The sequence below is a fragment of the Vibrio sp. ZF57 genome (genome assembly GCF_001691235.1).
Taxonomy (GTDB): domain Bacteria; phylum Pseudomonadota; class Gammaproteobacteria; order Enterobacterales; family Vibrionaceae; genus Vibrio; species Vibrio crassostreae_C.
Genome location: NZ_MAKD01000108.1, coordinates 61542 through 77599 on the forward strand (window position 1 = coordinate 61542; position 16058 = coordinate 77599).

The 16058-nt window shown below is 44.2% G+C and carries 14 protein-coding genes; 5 read left to right on the forward strand and 9 right to left on the reverse strand.

What is annotated here, in order from left to right:
- Positions 1 to 59: 59 nt before the first annotated feature.
- Complete coding sequence (nhaC, locus tag A6D97_RS16830) at positions 60 to 1496, reverse strand: Na+/H+ antiporter NhaC (RefSeq protein ID WP_017063453.1); 1437 nt, start codon at positions 1494 to 1496, stop codon at positions 60 to 62.
- A 500-nt stretch (positions 1497 to 1996) separates the two neighbouring features.
- Between nhaC and asd the strand changes: the two genes are divergently transcribed.
- A complete protein-coding gene (gene asd, locus A6D97_RS16835) occupies positions 1997 to 3115 on the forward strand; it encodes an aspartate-semialdehyde dehydrogenase (RefSeq protein WP_017061186.1) in 1119 nt (372 codons plus the stop codon).
- Between the two features lie 152 nt (positions 3116 to 3267).
- Here the strand turns inward: asd and A6D97_RS16840 are convergent, their stop codons facing one another.
- Positions 3268 to 4110, reverse strand: a complete 843-nt coding sequence (locus tag A6D97_RS16840; protein ID WP_029235134.1) for an ion transporter — start codon at positions 4108 to 4110, stop codon at positions 3268 to 3270.
- Positions 4111 to 4259: 149 nt separating this feature from the next.
- Complete coding sequence (locus A6D97_RS16845) at positions 4260 to 4898, reverse strand: YchE family NAAT transporter (protein WP_004734056.1); 639 nt, start codon at positions 4896 to 4898, stop codon at positions 4260 to 4262.
- Positions 4899 to 5536: 638 nt separating this feature from the next.
- Here A6D97_RS16845 and adhE point away from each other — a divergent pair.
- On the forward strand, positions 5537 to 8242 hold the full coding sequence (adhE, locus tag A6D97_RS16850) for a bifunctional acetaldehyde-CoA/alcohol dehydrogenase (RefSeq protein WP_017061183.1): 2706 nt from the start codon (positions 5537 to 5539) through the stop codon (positions 8240 to 8242).
- A gap of 186 nt (positions 8243 to 8428) precedes the next feature.
- Here adhE and A6D97_RS16855 read toward each other — a convergent pair whose 3' ends face one another.
- The 3 genes from A6D97_RS16855 to sodB all read right to left on the reverse strand — a co-directional run bounded on the left by A6D97_RS16855 (position 8429) and on the right by sodB (position 10726).
- The gene (locus A6D97_RS16855) at positions 8429 to 9112 is read right to left on the reverse strand and encodes an SDR family oxidoreductase (protein ID WP_017061182.1); all 684 of its coding nucleotides are present in this window, start codon (positions 9110 to 9112) and stop codon (positions 8429 to 8431) included.
- 278 nt (positions 9113 to 9390) lie between these two features.
- Positions 9391 to 9894: a VC2046/SO_2500 family protein gene (locus A6D97_RS16860; protein WP_276202729.1), complete on the reverse strand. Its 504-nt coding sequence runs from the start codon at positions 9892 to 9894 to the stop codon at positions 9391 to 9393.
- Between the two features lie 247 nt (positions 9895 to 10141).
- A complete protein-coding gene (sodB, locus tag A6D97_RS16865; protein WP_004734050.1) occupies positions 10142 to 10726 on the reverse strand; it encodes a superoxide dismutase [Fe] in 585 nt (194 codons plus the stop codon).
- A gap of 269 nt (positions 10727 to 10995) precedes the next feature.
- Between sodB and A6D97_RS16870 the strand changes: the two genes are divergently transcribed.
- Together A6D97_RS16870 and A6D97_RS16875 are read left to right on the forward strand one after the other, a co-directional pair.
- Complete coding sequence (locus A6D97_RS16870) at positions 10996 to 11334, forward strand: Grx4 family monothiol glutaredoxin (RefSeq protein WP_004741702.1); 339 nt, start codon at positions 10996 to 10998, stop codon at positions 11332 to 11334.
- Positions 11335 to 11432: 98 nt separating this feature from the next.
- Positions 11433 to 12062 carry a DsbA family protein gene (locus A6D97_RS16875; RefSeq protein ID WP_017061180.1) on the forward strand — a complete coding sequence of 210 codons (630 nt, stop codon included), beginning with the start codon at positions 11433 to 11435 and terminating at the stop codon, positions 12060 to 12062.
- Positions 12063 to 12253: 191 nt separating this feature from the next.
- Here the strand turns inward: A6D97_RS16875 and A6D97_RS16880 are convergent, their stop codons facing one another.
- Together A6D97_RS16880 and rnt are read right to left on the reverse strand one after the other, a co-directional pair.
- Positions 12254 to 13579 carry a Na+/H+ antiporter family protein gene (locus A6D97_RS16880; protein WP_048611564.1) on the reverse strand — a complete coding sequence of 442 codons (1326 nt, stop codon included), beginning with the start codon at positions 13577 to 13579 and terminating at the stop codon, positions 12254 to 12256.
- Between the two features lie 65 nt (positions 13580 to 13644).
- Positions 13645 to 14289, reverse strand: coding sequence for a ribonuclease T (gene rnt / locus A6D97_RS16885; protein WP_017061178.1), 645 nt, complete (start codon positions 14287 to 14289; stop codon positions 13645 to 13647).
- A gap of 188 nt (positions 14290 to 14477) precedes the next feature.
- Here rnt and A6D97_RS16890 point away from each other — a divergent pair, with 188 nt between their 5' ends.
- Entirely contained in the window at positions 14478 to 15359 is an 882-nt protein-coding gene (locus tag A6D97_RS16890; protein ID WP_017063457.1) for an OmpA family protein, read from the forward strand.
- Positions 15360 to 15454: 95 nt separating this feature from the next.
- Here A6D97_RS16890 and A6D97_RS16895 read toward each other — a convergent pair whose 3' ends face one another.
- Positions 15455 to 15889: a DUF2753 domain-containing protein gene (locus A6D97_RS16895; protein WP_004734047.1), complete on the reverse strand. Its 435-nt coding sequence runs from the start codon at positions 15887 to 15889 to the stop codon at positions 15455 to 15457.
- Between the last annotated feature and the right edge of the window lie 169 nt (positions 15890 to 16058).

A 16058-nucleotide genomic window follows, 5' to 3' on the forward strand; every position in this document is an offset into this window, starting at 1 on the left:
TCTTTTTGCATTTAACCATTAACGTTTTGAGTTATGTTCGAAAGCGTTAGCTCCTGAACTTAAGCTTGTTGCTTGCTTAACTCTGTTGCTTCTTCAGCTTCAAACGCTGGTGCTGTTGGTTCACACTTATCAACGAACCAACCCATGTAAGATGTCACGATAGTCACGATGATACAGATGAAGCTTAACCACATGAACGGTGCGTAAGACAGCGTCGCAACACCAAGAATACTCGCCATGTAGATACCGTTATCACTCCACGGAACCATACCCGACGTTAACGTGCCACCAAACTCAGCATTACGCGATAGGTTCTTACGTTTGTAGCCTAAACGGTCGTAGTTTTTCGCACAGATTTTTGGTGTAAGGATTAACGATACGTACATTGCAGAACCGAATACGTTACCCATGAAAGCCGTACCAATTGTGCTAGTAGCTAGTGAACCTGCGCTGTTTACGCGGCGCTCAAACACCTTAGCGATTGTCTCTAGTACGCCCACTTTATCCAGTAAGCCACCAAAACCTAGACCAAATACGATAACCGCAACTGAACCCAGCATTGAAGACATGCCGCCACGGTTAAGAATCGAATCAATAAACTCTACGCCAGATGAGATTGAGAACGGTGCCCAAGCCGTGTTGAATGCCGTTAGGAAGTCGATATCTTGGATCATGACTGCCCAGATAATACCCAGCAGAGAACCAAAACTGATGACCGGGAATGAAGGCATACGGAAAGCCAACAGACCAAGCACGATAAGTACCGGAACGAATGAGTAAGGCGTGATGTAGAACTGAACTTCCATTGCTTTGATTACAGAGTCTACTTGGCTCATGTCAACGTTGCCCGCGTAGTGGAAACCAAACGCAGTAAACATGATGCCTGTAATCACGTAGCTGATTAACGCAACTGGAAGCATGCCCTTGATGTGTTCAACCACTTCAACACCAGACATTGAAGAAGCCAGAATCACTGAATCAGAAAGAGGAGACATCTTGTCACCGAAGTAACAGCCTGACAGCACGGCACCTGCAGTAATCGGTGCTGGAACACCTAGGCCTTGGCCGATACCCATCATCGCGATACCTGCTGTACCCGCAGCACCCCAAGAAGTACCGGTCGCCAATGCAGTTAGAGAACAGATGATCATGGTCGCTAAAAGGAAGATAGAAGGGTGGATAGCTTTCAGACCATAGTAAATGATAGTAGGTACGATCCCGCCTGAGATCCAAGTACCAACAAGAGCGCCAACGGCTAAAAGTATTAAAACCGCGCCTAAGCCATTGGATATTCCTTTGAGTGCTGCTTTTTCTAAGTCTTTGTATTGGTGTCCAAGACGAATACCAAGAACCATGATAATGAACCAGCCAATATACAAGGCAAGTTGAATTGGAAGGTCAAGCTTTGCAGTAAAGGAAAAAGCAAGGGATAGAAATAGTCCTAACGCGATGAATACCTGCAATAGGTTCGGTAGGCGAGTTTTACTCTGCTTCATAAAAGCCTCTTGTGATTTCGAGCATTTATAGTGCTTCGTTATAGTGTGTGGTGCAAAACGGACACTACAGTAATTAGTTTATTATATCGAAAAAATACGCCCAAGTTGTGATATTTGACTGTTAACTCAATCAATTGTGGTTTCATAATCTAAATTTTTGTTACATTCATGATTGTTACATGTTGAAATCTGTCGCGCGTTGTTTTCGTTTTGTAAAATAAAACTCTGATTAACCTTGGTTTAAAAGAGGGATTTACTGTTTGTGATGAGCGTCGATTGAATCGACTTTGGCGATGTAAATGTTTGAATTTGACGATAATGGACGCTTAATCAATGAGGTGGAGATGGAATGTCGATACAGAGATAACTGCACGATTCATTACGTTCACTTAAAAGAAACGAAAAAGTTACACTTTTTGACAAAAAGCACTTGAGTTCTGTTTCTGAAAAACTTATAGATGGGGGAGAGCAATTTTTAATTTATACATGGAGAGTGAGCGATGAGAGTAGGTCTAGTTGGTTGGCGCGGTATGGTTGGTTCTGTACTGATGCAACGTATGGTTGAAGAGAAAGACTTCGACTTGATTGAGCCTGTTTATTACAGCACATCTCAGATTGGTATTCCTGCCCCTGTTTTAGGTGGTAAAGATGCGGGTCTACTTCAAGACGCTTTTGATATTGATAGCCTAAAACAGCTTGATGCTGTGATTACCTGTCAAGGCGGCGATTACACATCAAAAGTATACCCAGCACTGCGTCAAGCAGGTTGGAAAGGTTACTGGATTGATGCAGCATCTACTCTGCGTATGGATGCTGATTCAATCATCACTCTTGATCCTGTTAACTTGGCTCAAATCCAGCAAGGCATTCACAGCGGCACCAACACGTTCGTTGGCGGTAACTGTACTGTGAGCTTAATGCTTATGGCTCTAGGTGGTCTGTACGAGAAAGGCATGGTTGAGTGGATGAGTGCCATGACTTACCAAGCAGCTTCTGGTGCGGGTGCTAAGAACATGCGTGAGCTGATCTCACAAATGGGTGTGATCAACGACAGCGTAAGTTCTGAGTTAGCAAACCCTTCAAGCTCAATTCTTGATATCGATAAGAAAGTGGCTGATACGATTCGTTCATCTTCATTCCCAACAGACCAATTTGGTGCTCCGCTTGCAGGCTCACTGATTCCTTGGATCGATGTGAAGCGTGAAAACGGTCAGAGTAAAGAAGAGTGGAAAGCCGGTGTTGAAGCGAACAAGATTCTTGGTCTAGATGGTCAGCCAATCCCAATTGATGGTACTTGTGTACGAATCGGTGCAATGCGTTGTCACGCTCAAGCACTAACGATCAAGCTTAAGCAAGACGTGCCAATGGACGAGATCGAAGAGATCATCGCAACGCACAATGATTGGGTTAAAGTGATTCCTAATGACCGCGACATCACGGCACAGGAGCTAACACCAGCGAAAGTAACAGGCACAATGTCTGTACCTGTCGGTCGTCTGCGTAAGATGTCGATGGGTAACGACTTCCTAAACGCATTCACGGTTGGTGACCAACTACTTTGGGGTGCTGCAGAACCACTACGTCGTACTCTACGCATTATCCTTGCTGAGAAATCGTAATAGGCAAGATTGCTTAAATTCTATTAGCTGATAAACCGAAAGGGTTGACGACAAACGTCAACCCTTTTTAGTTTATTGCTACCTCGTTATTCGGCCCTCGAAACTGCCCTTAAATCTCTTCGCATCTCGCTACTCGAATCTCGTGTCTGCTTTTATTTCTCGTCGGTGACGACACGCTTGTCTGGATCCGCTAATTCGCTAGCACAGTGCTTGCAATACATGGCGTCTGAATCATGACCCGCTCGGTTACAGTTCGGGCACTTAACCAATTCTTTGTGCGAGTTCATCTCATTACTGAGTTCTGCAGTAATGATCCCGGTTGGCACTGCTAAGATAGAGTAACCCAATAGCATGGTCAGTGATGCTATGGCTTTACCAAGCGCGGTCTGCGGCACCATGTCACCATAACCTACCGTAGTGATAGTCACGATGGCCCAATAGATACTGTGAGGAATACTGGTGAAGCCATTGTCAGGACCTTCAATAACAAAGATCAAGGCGCCAAAGATAACCACCAAGATGCCGACGGTGCTAAAGAAGATCAGTATCTTTCGTCGTGCCATTAATAGTGAGCGCAACAGAATATTGGAATCTTGCAGGTAGCGAACCAGCTTTAGGATTCGGAAGATACGCATCACACGCAGCAGTCTCACCACACCCATAAATGAAGCGCCTGGGAAGATGATTGCTAGGTAGGTCGGAAGAATCGCCAATAGGTCAACGACACCATAAAAGCTGGTGGCGTAAGATTTTGGCTTTGGGGAGCAATAGAGCCTTAACAAATACTCAAGAGTGAAGAGTGCAGTGAAGGTGTATTCGATATAACGCAGCTGTTGTGACCATTCGGTCATCACATTAGGGATGGATTCTAAGATCAGAACCAACAGCGAAGCCAAGATTGCAACGATCAGAGTTATATCAAATGCACGTCCGGCTGGCGTGTGAGTACCAAAGATAATGACGTACAAATGATGCTTGAGTGGCTTGCGTGACATAAGGAGAGGTTCGTATTCTGTTAAATGCATTAACAGTCATTATACAAGCTTCATAATAACGAGGCGAGTGAAAGCCCAATTGCTTTACTCGTCTTATCTATATTTCAATATTGTTGCCCTTTATAGAGCAACCGAAATGCCGTTAAACGTTATGCCAAACCTGGGAACAGATTGCGTAGACCATTGGCGATGAACTCGATGCCCAATGCGCCAAGAATCAGGCCCATGATACGAGTGATCACGTTGATACCCGTTTGACCTAAAAAGCGAACGATAACCGGCGCTGAACGGAACAAAAGCCAAGAGCATGTTGCGAATGCGATGATACTAATGCCGATGCCGACCGTATCAATAGCAGCAGGGTAGCGAGACCCGTAAACAATGGTCGAGCTGATAGCACCTGGGCCTGCCATTAGCGGCATAGCCAGTGGAACAACACCGATTTGCTCTTTGCTGATGTATTCAGATTTTTCTTGTTTGTTCTGCTTATCTTCACCGAGCTTACCGCTCATCATCGAAAATGCGATGCTCAGTAATAGTAAACCACCTGCAACACGGAATGAGTCCAGCGAGATACTAAACATATCAAGCAGCATTTGCCCCGCAACAAGAGAGACAATGAGGATCACGGCAACAGCAATGTTTGCTTGTAAGGCTGTCCTGTTCCTCTCTTCTGGCGGCATATGAGCAGTAAGAGAAACAAAAACAGGCATGATGCCGATTGGGTTTACGGCAGCAACAAGCCCAAGGAAGAATTGCATAAAAATTGCGAGTTCTAAGCCTTGCATGAGAGCGATCTCCAGTTAGCGTACTTAAGGTTGAAGGGTTGATCTGTGAATAGTTTAGGCGCGTAATGTAAGGGACAAACTCGATTTACGCGAATGAAAAAAACTAACTTGAAATGGGTGATTCTTTTTAGAAAAACTAATTGAATCTCACTTTTGTTTTAAGCCTGTTGCAAGCTAGTTGGTAGTGTTTAATTTTGTAATTTATTATTGAGTAACTGTTAACCGACGCACGAAATTAATAAAAATTATGTCAGAATCTAGCCCGTACAACGGTATGGATATACTCTCAGTAGCACGAATATAGCTGTATACATGTAATTTAACGGACTAAAAATGAAACTTTTTTACAGTTTATTACGCTATGTAGAAAAAAGTTGTCTGTTTGCTTGTTTTTTTCGCGAACGAAAAGTGTGAGTTTAATCTATATAAATCATGCTCTTAAGTTCATTTTTGCGATTGCCTTACTACTTTCTGGTTAATTCTTTTTGGGTAACTGATCTGGGTCAATTTTTTTCACACAGTGAAATAATATACTCAGCCCTGAAAGCAATTTACTAAGAACGCTGGTGTTTAAGGTTAACGGCAAGCAGCGAATTTAATAAAAAGTTTTTAATATTTATTATTTTAGGAGATCCACCATGCCTGTAACTAACTTAGCGGAACTTGATGCTCTAGTAGCTCGCGTTAAAGCAGCACAAGAAGAGTTTGCAACATTCTCTCAAGAGAAAGTAGACGCAATCTTCCGCGCAGCTTCTCTTGCTGCTAACCACGCTCGTATTCCACTTGCTCAACAAGCAGTTGCTGAATCTGGAATGGGTATTGTTGAAGATAAGGTTATCAAAAACCACTTTGCATCTGAATTTATCTACAACAAATACAAAGACGAAAAAACATGTGGCATCTTAGAAGAAGATGACAACCTAGGCACAATGACTATCGCTGAGCCTGTAGGTATCATCTGTGGTATCGTTCCAACAACGAACCCAACTTCTACAGCAATCTTCAAATCTCTAATTTCTCTTAAGACACGTAACGGCATCATCTTCTCGCCACACCCACGTGCAAAGAACTCAACTAACGACGCAGCGAAACTAGTTCTAGACGCAGCTGTTGCAGCTGGTGCTCCAAGAGACATCATCGGTTGGATCGACCAACCATCTGTAGAGCTTTCTAACGCGCTTATGAAGCACGACGGTATCGCACTTATCCTTGCTACTGGTGGTCCAGGCATGGTTAAAGCAGCATACTCTTCAGGTAAGCCTGCTATCGGTGTTGGTGCTGGTAACGTTCCTGTCGTTATCGATGAAACAGCTGACATCAAACGTGCTGTAGCATCTATCCTTATGTCTAAGACTTTCGATAACGGCGTAGTATGTGCTTCTGAGCAAGCTGCAATCGTAGTTAGCGAAGTATATGACGAAGTTAAAGAGCGTTTCGCTTCTCACAAAGCTCACGTTCTATCTAAAGCTGACGCTGATAAAGTACGTAAAGTTCTGCTTATCGACGGCAACCTAAACGCTAAAATCGTAGGTCAACCTGCTCCAGCAATCGCTGAAATGGCTGGTGTTAAAGTTCCTGCTGATACAAAAGTACTTGTAGGTGAAGGTCTTGGTAAAGTTTCTTACGATGACGAATTCGCTCACGAGAAACTATCTCCAACTCTAGGTCTATTCCGCGCAGATGACTTCGAAGACGCAGTTGCTCAAGCGGTAACTATGGTTGAAATCGGTGGTATCGGTCACACATCTGGTCTTTACACTAACCAAGATACTAACGCAGACCGCATCCGTTACTTCGGTGACAAGATGAAGACTGCTCGTATCCTAATCAACATCCCGACTACTCACGGTGGTATCGGTGACCTGTACAACTTCAACGTTGCACCTTCTCTAACTCTAGGTTGTGGTTCATGGGGTGGTAACTCTATCTCTGAGAACGTAGGTCCTAAGCACCTTATCAACAAGAAAACTGTAGCGAAGCGAGCTGAAAACATGTTGTGGCACAAACTACCTAAGTCTATCTACTTCCGTCGTGGTAGCCTTCCAATCGCAATGAGCGACCTAGAAGGTAAGAAACGCGCATTCCTAGTAACTGACCGTTTCCTATTCAACAACGGTTACGCAGATGACGTAGTTAGCTTGCTTAAAGCACAAGGCATCGAAGTTCAAACTTTCTTCGACGTAGAAGCGGATCCAACGCTATCTGTTGTTGAGAAAGGCGCTGAAGCAATGAAGAGCTTCCAACCTGACGTAATCCTTGCTCTAGGTGGCGGTTCTCCAATGGATGCTGCTAAGATCATGTGGGTTATGTACGAGCACCCAGAAACTCACTTCGAAGAACTAGCAATGCGCTTTATGGACATCCGTAAACGTATCTACAAGTTCCCTAAAATGGGTCAAAAAGCTGAGCTTGTATGTATCACTACAACTTCAGGTACAGGTTCAGAGGTTACTCCATTCGCTGTTGTTACTGACGACAAGACTGGTGCTAAATACCCACTAGCTGATTACGAAATCACGCCAAACATGGCTATCGTTGATGCGAACCTAGTAATGAACATGCCTAAGTCTCTAACAGCGTTCGGTGGTTACGATGCAGTAACTCACGCTCTTGAAGCTTACGTATCTGTTCTAGCGAACGAGTACTCAGACGGTCAAGCTCTTCAAGCTCTTAAGATGCTTAAAGAATACCTACCATCAAGCTACAAAAATGGTGCGGCTGACCCAATAGCTCGTGAGAAAGTACACAACGCAGCAACTATCGCTGGTGTAGCATTTGCGAACGCATTCCTAGGTGTGTGTCACTCAATGGCTCACAAAATTGGTGCTGAGTTCCACCTACCACACGGTCTTGCTAACGCACTACTTATCTCAAACGTTGTACGTTACAACGCGAACGATAACCCAACTAAGCAGACTGCATTCTCTCAGTACGACCGTCCACAAGCACGTCGTCGTTACGCTGAAGTTGCTGACCACCTAGGCCTAAGCCAAGCTGGTGACCGTACAGCTCAGAAGATTGAACGTCTACTGACTTGGTTAGAAGAGCTTAAAGTTGACCTAGACATCCCACTATCTATCCAAGCTGCGGGTGTTAACGAGTCTGACTTCATCGCTAAACTAGACGAGCTAGCTGTTGAAGCGTTCGATGACCAGTGTACAGGTGCTAACCCACGTTACCCTCTAATCACTGAGCTAAAAGAAGTTCTAACAACTTCTTACTTCGGCCAACCATACGTTGAAGGCGAAACTTTCGAAGGTACTACAGTTATCCTTAAGAAAGCAGACCAAAAGCCAGCTGAAGCGAAAGCGCCAAAAGCTAAAAAAGAAAAAGCTAACGCATAATAAGTAAGCATTAGTTTTGAGATAAGTTTTCGCTAGCACGATACTTATCTATCGGGAAAAGATGAAAGCCCCAGTCGAGAGACTGGGGCTTTTTTTATGTTTGGTTCGTTTGTAAAACGGATTGAGAGGCAATAGCTCTGCTACTTAATATGAGCTGAGCCAGTCATGTTCAATTGGAATAGGGAGTTAAACCTCTGCCGCGACAACTCGCCCACTGAAGTAGTCATTCGAGACAATGTATTCGGTTGTTCTGGTCAGCTCGTCTTGCAGCTGCGCCCAGTGACATCGGTTGAGCTTGCCATCGGAGTTATGAACGGCGGGAACAACGCCACCGACTCGAATGCCAAAGGGAGTCAGCTCTTTCGCCCAACTATGGGTAAAGCCAGTGATCATTGAGTTTGCGCTCTCTAAGCCAGACACATCGTGAAAGTCATCATGAGATATCACATTCACAATCACGCCTTCCTTATCTTCCTCTCGCAATCTCTCAGCACTGATTTGCCCAAATGCGAACAGGGTCGATGCCATCGATGAGAGATCATTAATAAAGCTGCTCACAGGCTGATCGCCAATTAGGCTAGGCATTGGGGAGCTTATCCAGTTATTGACCAGCACATCGGGTGTCGTGTTGAAGGTGGTTTGAATAAAATCATATACGCTGAGAATCGCTTGGCTGTCATTGCCTTTGAGCGTGTAGTGGTAAACAGAGTCAGAAAACCGGGCACACTGTAGATACGTCGCTTTAAGTGCTTCCGTGTCTTTATCACAAAGGATGACGGTGGCTCCAAGGTTAACAAAGTGGTTCGCAATCGCCCCCCCCAGTCGCGAGCCGGCAGATGTCACCAATATGATTGAGCTTTTTATTTCCATCCCAGTACCTAAACAAATCGTCCATGTCGGATAAGGATGGGTTAAAATTTATACAACGGGTGTGAATTGGTTCAAACTAAGGTGTGCCAATTAATAAGTTTTTATGAACTTAGTGGCACGTCACATTTTGTAGTAACTTCAAGCGGTAACCGACATCAGGTGTTTTTAGGTTGCCTAAGGCTAGTGGTTCATATCATTCGTGTGAATACTTTGAAGTGTGCGAGTTAGTCGAAGAAGAGCTATGGATAGACAGCGAAAAAGGGAAAGGTAGGTGATCGCTATACTTGAGCTTGAATTTGATACCGACGTTGCGCGGTGGTTAGCTCATTGTAGAGCGTGGCATGTGGCAAATCAGGTAAATGCTTGTTTGCGAGTTTGCGTCGGTCATGACCAGAAAGGTTTTGGTAAACCTCTTCGGGTAAGTCGGCTGTATCTTCAGGCATGAAGGCAAGCGCTTCAGGTTTCAAGTAATGGCTGAGTTTGGCGCTGGCAAGGCTAGCTTGATGAAAATGATTAGATTGCTGAGCTGAAATCTCATATGAAGACTGGTTTGAACGCAGTTGTTGAGGTTCTGCTACGCCAAATTGTTTGCGCAGGCGATCTTCATTTGTCTCTGTGATTTCAATGGTGTCAATTGGCGTGCAATCACGGACATCATTAGAAAACATAGATAACAGCAACGCGAAATCTGCACGGCGACCTTGCTCAACCGCTTGGCTGATCCCGATGCCGAACTTCAGTTCGTTGATGATTCCTGCTTTGTCTAAAGTATGTATTTGCATGTCGCCTCTCATTGGATACACCTTTAACGGCATGGAGTCGGCAAACTTTAGTGTTTAATTACAGGCAAATAGAGAATTTATGTAGGGTTGGGAAGAAGGCTATCAATAGTTCGAGAAGTAAGCGCTATTGGCGGGTTTATTACGAAATGTTTAGATTTTGTGGAACACGACAGATACAAAAAAGCTCACGCCGAGGCATGAGCTTTCAATAGATAACTCGCTATAAATAGCGCAGCGTAAGCAATAATTACTTAGCTAGGTTCTCTTCTACGAAAGACCAGTTTACTAGGTTCCAGAATGCAGCCATGTAGTCAGGGCGAACATTGCGGAAATCGATGTAGTAAGCGTGTTCCCATAGGTCAACAGTTAGAAGTGGAGTAACACCTTCTTCTGTTAGAGGAGTAGCAGCGTTAGAAGTGTTAACGATGTCTAGAGAACCGTCAGCTTTCTTAACTAACCAAGTCCAAGAAGAACCGAAGTTGTTGATTGCTGAATCAGTGAATTTCGCTTTGAATTCTTCGAAAGAACCGAATGCAGCGTTGATAGCTTCTGCAACAGCGCCAGTTGGTTCGCCGCCCGCTTTAGGAGCAAGACAGTGCCAGTAGAACGTGTGGTTCCAGATTTGAGCAGCGTTATTGAAAACACCACCAGTAGAAGTCTTAACGATCTCTTCTAGTGTTTTGCCTTCAAACTCAGTACCTGGGATAAGGCCGTTTAGCTTAACAACGTAAGTGTTGTGGTGCTTACCGTGGTGGAAATCTAGCGTTTCTGCTGAGATGTGTGGTTCTAGCGCGTCTTTCGCGTAAGGAAGAGCCGGTAGTTCAAATGCCATTGCTCAATTCTCCATTGATATGAAAGAGTTAACTCTTTCGATTGCTTCCAGTGATATTATTATTCATGGCTCGCTATACTGCCAACCATGGTCAATTTGCTGACTTGCGATATAGTTTAGCAAGTTTTTACTTTATTAAAAGCTTATTTCATTACTTTTGTGTGAATTGTTAGCTTAGCTTGTTAACCGCTTTTTTTATATGGTTTTTATTCTTTTAGTTTGGGGTAGAATAAAGGCAATAAAAGCCGTAATCCATTAACGAGGAAGCAATGGAAACTATCGATAAAATCAAACAGCAAATTGAAGAAAACACTATTCTACTGTACATGAAAGGTTCTCCTAAGCTACCTAGCTGTGGTTTCTCTTCTCAAGCGTCTCAAGCTCTAATGGCATGTGGCGAAAAATTTGCTTACGTAGATATCCTACAAAACCCTGATATCCGTGCAGAGCTTCCTGCTTACGCACAGTGGCCAACTTTCCCACAACTTTGGGTTGAAGGTGAGCTAATCGGTGGTTGTGACATCATTCTTGAGATGTTCCAAAAAGGCGAACTTCAGCCAATCATCAAAGAAGCAGCGGCTAAAGTTGCTGGCGATGACGCTGAATAAGTTCTAGCCTTTGCGCTGAATAGTTAAAATGAGGGGCCTTAATCAGGCTCCTTTTTTGTTTGAATTGATCGAATCATTGACTCGATAAGGAATGAACAATGAACGTAAAACTTCATTATGTGCATGATCCAATGTGCAGCTGGTGTTGGGGTTACAAGCCAACACTTGAGTTATTGAAACAACAATTGCCTGCGAGCATTGAGTTTAACTATGTAGTGGGTGGTTTGGCCCCGGATTCTGATGAGCCAATGTCAGAAGAGATGAAAGGCAAGCTGCAAGCGATTTGGAAGCAGATCGAAGCTAAGTTGGGTACTGAGTTTAACCATGATTTTTGGACAGAGTGCCAACCTGTTCGCAGTACTTACCCTGCGTGCCGTGCCGTGATTGCTGCAGGTTTTCAAGACCACTACGAAGCGATGCTTGAAGCGATTCAACATGCTTACTACCTTCGTGCGATGTTGCCACATAGCCAAGACACACATTTGCAGTTGGCTGAAGAGCTAGGTATGAATGTTCAACAGTTTGAAAATGACCTTTCTAGCAAGTTATTGGAAAGTGAGTTAGATGACCAGCTAGGCTTTAAAGAAGCGATGGGTGTATTTTCTTACCCGACCTTAATGCTTGAAGTGAACGGCATCTTTAGTGAAGTTGAATTGGATTATCATTCAACGGAAGCGACGCTTAAGTCTATTCGCGAAATTTTAGTGAGTAATGCTCCCGCTGCGTAATTCAGCGAGAGTCATCTGTATTCGCAATGATTTCTAAGGCTTACTCATCAGAGTAAGCCTTTTTTGTTTGGTGTCGCTAGTTCAATGAGAGTGAGCGGAAGGAAGAGTAGAATGAATCTCAGAGACAAAAAAGACCGCACGAGGCGGTCTTTATAAAAGTGAGCGTAGGACTGTTTAACTACAGAACCTAATTACAGAACCATGGCTGCAATCCAACCGAATACGATCAGTGGGATGTTGTAGTGCAGGAACGTCGGTACTACGGTTTCCCATACGTGCTCGTGTTGACCATCAGCATTTAGACCAGACGTTGGACCTAATGTTGAGTCAGAAGCCGGAGAGCCCGCATCACCAAGTGCAGCAGCTGTACCTACTAGAGCGATTGTTGCCATTGGCGAGAAGCCAAATGCTGCTGCTAGTGGAACGTAGATAGTTGCAAGGATTGGAATCGTAGAGAACGAAGAACCAATGCCCATAGTAACCAATAGACCAACAATTAGCATAAGTAGTGCTGCTAGAGGCTTGTTGTCGCCGATGCTTGTTGAAAGTGCTTCAACCAAAGATTCAACGCCACCTGTTTGCTTCATAACTGCCGCGAAACCTGCTGCTGCAATCATGATGAAACCGATCATTGCCATCATGTGAACGCCCTTGGTGAAGACATCTTGTGTCTCTTTCCAAGCAATAACGCCACCGAAGGTAAATACCATGAAACCCGCTAGAGCACCGATGATCATAGAGCCAGTCGATAGTTGAACTGTTAGCGCTGCTACGATACCAGCTGCTGCTACTAGGATGTGCTTCTTGTTGATCTCTTTCACTTCTGTTGAAACAACAGTGTGAGAGGTTTCTTTGTATTGGCGAGGCTTACGGTAAGTAAAGAATACTGCAGTAAGAAGACCGAAGATCATGCCCGCAGCGGGTAACAACATCGCCATTGGCACTTGGCTTGCTACTACGTTTTCAAGACCATTGTCGTGAAGGTTTTTAAGCAGAATGTTGTTTAGGAAGATGCCACCAAAACCAATCGGTAGCACCATGTAAGGTGTAATCAGACCAAAAGTAAGTACACACGCAACTAGACGACGGTCTAGGTTCATTTTTGCGAATACGCCTAGTAGAGGTGGGATTAAGATTGGGATGAAGGCGATATGTACTGGAATCACGTTTTGTGAAGACATGGTCACTAAGATCAACGACGCAAGGATGCCGTATTTAAGACCAGTCGATGCCGCACTGTTCTCTTTGCCGTGAATGCGTTTGATAACGCTTTGAGCAAGTAGATCTGTGATACCAGAACGTGAGATAGCTACAGCGAATGTACCAAGCATAGCGTAGCTAAGTGCAATCGTTGCACCGCCGCCTAATCCACTTTCGAAAGCCGCGACTGCGTCGTTCAAGCTCATACCAGAGGCTACGCCACCGATAATTGCACTGAACGTCAGAGCAACGACTACGTTTACACGCATCAAAGCTAAAACAAGCATGATGCAAACTGAAATTACAACAGGATTCATATTATTCTCGGGATGTTGTGTTTTTTATGAAGGCAATACGAAAAAACGTTTACCGACTCTATTTTTTATTCTTCGTCAACAAGAGGCCAACCACCAAGGGCTTTCCATTTGTTTACAATGCCGCAAAACAACTCTGTGGTTTTTTGCGTATCATACAAAGCAGAGTGTGCTTCTTTGTTGTCAAATTCCATCCCTGCAGTGCGGCAAGCTTTAGCCAAAACGGTTTGGCCGTAGGCAAGACCACTAAGAGCTGCAGTGTCAAAAGTAGCAAATGGATGGAAAGGGACGCGTTTAAGCTTACAGCGCTCACTTGCCGCATTAACGAAGTTCAAATCGAATGTAGCGTTGTGAGCAACCATGATTGCGCGACTGCAATCTGAAGCTTTTTGTTCTTTTCTCACTAGCTTGTAGATTTCTTTAAGGGCTTCTTGTTCCGACACAGCACCACGTAATGGGCTAAATGGGTCTTTAATTCCGTTAAAGTCTAATGCTGCCTGCTCTATATTTGCGCCTTCAAAAGGCTCAATGTGAAAATGAAGCGTTGATGCAGGGTGCAGATCTCCGTTCTCATCCATTTTTAATGTAATGGCACAGATTTCTAATAATGCATCGGTTTCAGCGTTAAACCCTGCGGTTTCCACGTCGATGACCACTGGAAAATAGCCGCGAAAGCGTTTTTTTAGGGTCAGAGCTTCGTTTTCTACAGTCATGTTAGCCCAAATAAGTGTGATTAAGGCTGCATTATTGCAGATAATAGCAGTGATAAAAACTAGGGAAGGGCAATAAATCTTAAATTACCTAACCCATTGCGGCTTGATAATTGCATATTTAAACGTGAGAGAAAAATGCGGCAATTGGCTGCATTGTTAAACGAATTGCTTAAGAGATACTCCACTTTATGAAGAAACAACTCATAACAGGTTCAATGCTATTTTCGCTACTTGTGTCGTCATCGGTCATGGCACAAGAAAAGCGTTACGGAGCATCTCCTCAACAGTCGACATGGGAGATGGTAGCCAACACGCCACTTGAATGTCGCTTGGTCCACCCAATTCCAAACTTTGGTGATGCTGAGTTCTCATCTCGCGCGAGTAAAAAAATCATTTTGGACTTTGAGCTTAAAATGCGCCGTCCAATGGGTGCGACGCGCAATGTAAGCTTGATCTCTATGCCGCCACCTTGGCGTCCGGGTGAAAGTGCTGATCGTATGACAACCATTAAGTTCTTCCAGCAATTTGACGGCTATGTCGGCGGTCAAACAGCTTGGGGCATCTTGAGTGAGTTGGAGAAAGGGCGTTATCCGACATTCAGCTACCAAGAGTGGCAGAGCCGAGATCAACGTATCGAAGTGTCGTTGTCGTCGGTGTTGTTCCAAGAAAAATACAATGTGTTCAGTGACTGTGTTGCTAACCTGCTGCCTTACAGCTTTGAAGATATCTCTTTCACTATTTTGCATTACGACCGCAACAGCGACCAGTTGAACAAGTCGTCGCGCAAAAGGCTGAGCCAGATTGCCGATTACGTTCGCTATAACCAAGACATCGACCTTGTGCTGGTGGCAACGTACACCGACTCTGTCGACAGCAAAGGGATTAGCCAAAACCTTTCAGAGCGCAGAGCAGAATCGTTAAGAGAGTACTTCAAATCTCTAGGCCTGCCAGAAGATCGTATCCAAGTGCAAGGCTATGGCAAGCGTCGTCCGATTGCGGACAATAACTCGCCAATTGGTAAAGATAAGAACCGACGTGTTGTGATCTCTTTAGGTCGCACACAGGTTTAAGCTAAACAACAGCTTGTTTTGAAATGACAAAGCCCGTCTTGATGACGGGCTTTTTTATGTTTTAAATTTGGAGTCGTTGTTTTAACGGAACTTGTTTAATTCAAGCGGAAGCGGGCGATCATTTCACAGTTGGTCGCGGTATCGATCTTTTCCACCATAGAGGCAATTTTAGGGTTTGGGTGGCGTTTCATGAAATCGATCAGCGCTTTCTTACAGCAACCAATAGAATCGATAAAGCTTGAACATTGAGTATTAGGGCACTGAGGGATCAGTGTGAGTACCTTTTCAGAAGCCAGTTGAAGATACTTGAGCTCGTATTCAGTGTCGCCAGCCCAACGCCAGAATTGAGCAAGATTGTGGCAAGAAATCACCGAAATCAGTAACCGCTCATCGGCTTGAATATCGGTGCGTTCTGTAATTTCTTCACTTAAGTTCAAAGCCTGCTGATAATGAAGAATACTTCGTACAGGATCGTCGAGCTGCAATGCAGTATCGGCAAGTAACGTGTGTTTTTCCCATTCGCTAATCATTGTATTACCTCATTAATCAATAGGCGGTTAATTTAAATAATAATTATTATCATGTAAAGTTTCATCAATGAGATTGTTAAGAATAATTGGTGAAGCATATCGATTATGGGGAGAGTGATAAAAAAGAAGCGAGCATAGTGCTCGCTTCTTTTTTATTTCATCAGGCGTT

Coding starts and splice junctions, on each gene's coding strand:
- nhaC (WP_017063453.1), bottom strand. CDS start 1,496: ATGAAGCAGAGTAAAACTCGCCTACCGAACCTATTGCAGGTATTCATC.
- asd (WP_017061186.1), top strand. CDS start 1,997: ATGAGAGTAGGTCTAGTTGGTTGGCGCGGTATGGTTGGTTCTGTACTG.
- A6D97_RS16840 (WP_029235134.1), bottom strand. CDS start 4,110: ATGTCACGCAAGCCACTCAAGCATCATTTGTACGTCATTATCTTTGGT.
- A6D97_RS16845 (WP_004734056.1), bottom strand. CDS start 4,898: ATGCAAGGCTTAGAACTCGCAATTTTTATGCAATTCTTCCTTGGGCTT.
- adhE (WP_017061183.1), top strand. CDS start 5,537: ATGCCTGTAACTAACTTAGCGGAACTTGATGCTCTAGTAGCTCGCGTT.
- A6D97_RS16855 (WP_017061182.1), bottom strand. CDS start 9,112: ATGGAAATAAAAAGCTCAATCATATTGGTGACATCTGCCGGCTCGCGA.
- A6D97_RS16860 (WP_276202729.1), bottom strand. CDS start 9,894: ATGCAAATACATACTTTAGACAAAGCAGGAATCATCAACGAACTGAAG.
- sodB (WP_004734050.1), bottom strand. CDS start 10,726: ATGGCATTTGAACTACCGGCTCTTCCTTACGCGAAAGACGCGCTAGAA.
- A6D97_RS16870 (WP_004741702.1), top strand. CDS start 10,996: ATGGAAACTATCGATAAAATCAAACAGCAAATTGAAGAAAACACTATT.
- A6D97_RS16875 (WP_017061180.1), top strand. CDS start 11,433: ATGAACGTAAAACTTCATTATGTGCATGATCCAATGTGCAGCTGGTGT.
- A6D97_RS16880 (WP_048611564.1), bottom strand. CDS start 13,579: ATGAATCCTGTTGTAATTTCAGTTTGCATCATGCTTGTTTTAGCTTTG.
- rnt (WP_017061178.1), bottom strand. CDS start 14,289: ATGACTGTAGAAAACGAAGCTCTGACCCTAAAAAAACGCTTTCGCGGC.
- A6D97_RS16890 (WP_017063457.1), top strand. CDS start 14,478: ATGAAGAAACAACTCATAACAGGTTCAATGCTATTTTCGCTACTTGTG.
- A6D97_RS16895 (WP_004734047.1), bottom strand. CDS start 15,889: ATGATTAGCGAATGGGAAAAACACACGTTACTTGCCGATACTGCATTG.